Here is a 1,241-nt window from a genome sequence, read left to right on the forward strand (position 1 = left end):
CCGGCTTTCTTGCTGTAACTGCCGCTGGTGAAGATCCCGGGTGTCGGCAAGGTAGACCGCCAAAAAGACTCGGCGAGATGGTGGGGCTTGTAACATGCGCCGATGTGCGGCAATTCGATTTGGCTACGCTACTGCGCCAATTTGGCAAATTCGGCCTGGTGATTTGGGAACGATCGCACGGTATTGATAAACGGCAAATTTCCACCGACCGGCTGTGCAAGTCAGTGGGCGTCGAACGTACCCTGGAGGCAGGATATTACTCGCTGGGAGGCGCGCGAGGAAATTACCGACCATCTTTACCTCGAGCTTGAGAGGTGCTTCTCTTAGGTTCATCCTGATCTACAGATTGCCTGTCAAGGTATCAAACATAGGTTTGCCGATTTTCAGCAGACGACATAAGAGCATATCTAGCCGCGGCTTAATAAAACGGACCTGATAGCCATCGCGCGTCAGGCCTGGGAACAGCGCCACAGTGATTACGGAGTACGGCTGGTGGGATTACATATCACGTTAATAGATCCGTAGCTAGAACGCCAATTGCTTCTGAACTAGAACGCCAATTGCTGCTGAATTGGGAATGAAGAGTGGAACTCTCACCCGTATGGGCCCGCGTAGCGGCCAATAGTTACACGCCTCAGATGTGGGCGGTGAAAATGTCACAACCTGATCAATATGCGGGTCGCTGGGGATTTTTTGGCAGTGCGGTCAGTAGAGCGTACAGACAAGTATTGGCCAACGCTCGCGATATGCACTTATTCATCCGACAAATACAGACCGGTAAATGGTCGGCCTGATGGAGACCATATCCATATCGGGGTAGGGTTTTTTAAACAGCACACATGCCAGGAGGCCCCTTGGATGATCTGAATATTTGGCATTTTGCTAAACAGATGCTGATAGGTATCCGTGCACTACATGCATCACTGGCGAGTTAGCGTCTGGTTTCCATCCTGGATATCTCCCATTGGCAACCTTGGTGGCGCCGGCCGGAGACGCCCCCAGCGCATGCAGAACCCATTCCACTTGCAGCGTGCCTCTGTCGATAAGCGAGTAGATCAGGCAGCAGATTTCGGCTTTGTCAGCGTCCATCGATACCACGTTGATGTTCAGTGATGTTTCCACGACGCCTTGCACGTCATTACTCATACGAATAACGCCGTTCGGCATCGCATGGAGCAACGCGATAAGCCGGTCGCCGCAGGCTTTGATCAGCGCCTGCCTATCGTGCTGGCTGTCGCTAA

The 1,241-nt window shown here is 52.6% G+C and carries 2 pseudogenes; one reads left to right on the plus strand and one right to left on the minus strand.

From position 1 onward, the window contains the following. A pseudogene (locus BG74_RS16405) lies at nucleotides 1-525 on the plus strand (DNA polymerase thumb domain-containing protein); the annotation flags it as partial. A gap of 357 nt (nucleotides 526-882) precedes the next feature. Here the strand turns inward: BG74_RS16405 and BG74_RS03600 are convergent. Then, a pseudogene (locus tag BG74_RS03600) lies at nucleotides 883-1,241 on the minus strand (cytosol nonspecific dipeptidase); the annotation flags it as partial.

Source organism: Sodalis-like endosymbiont of Proechinophthirus fluctus, assembly GCF_001602625.1.
Lineage (GTDB): Bacteria > Pseudomonadota > Gammaproteobacteria > Enterobacterales > Enterobacteriaceae.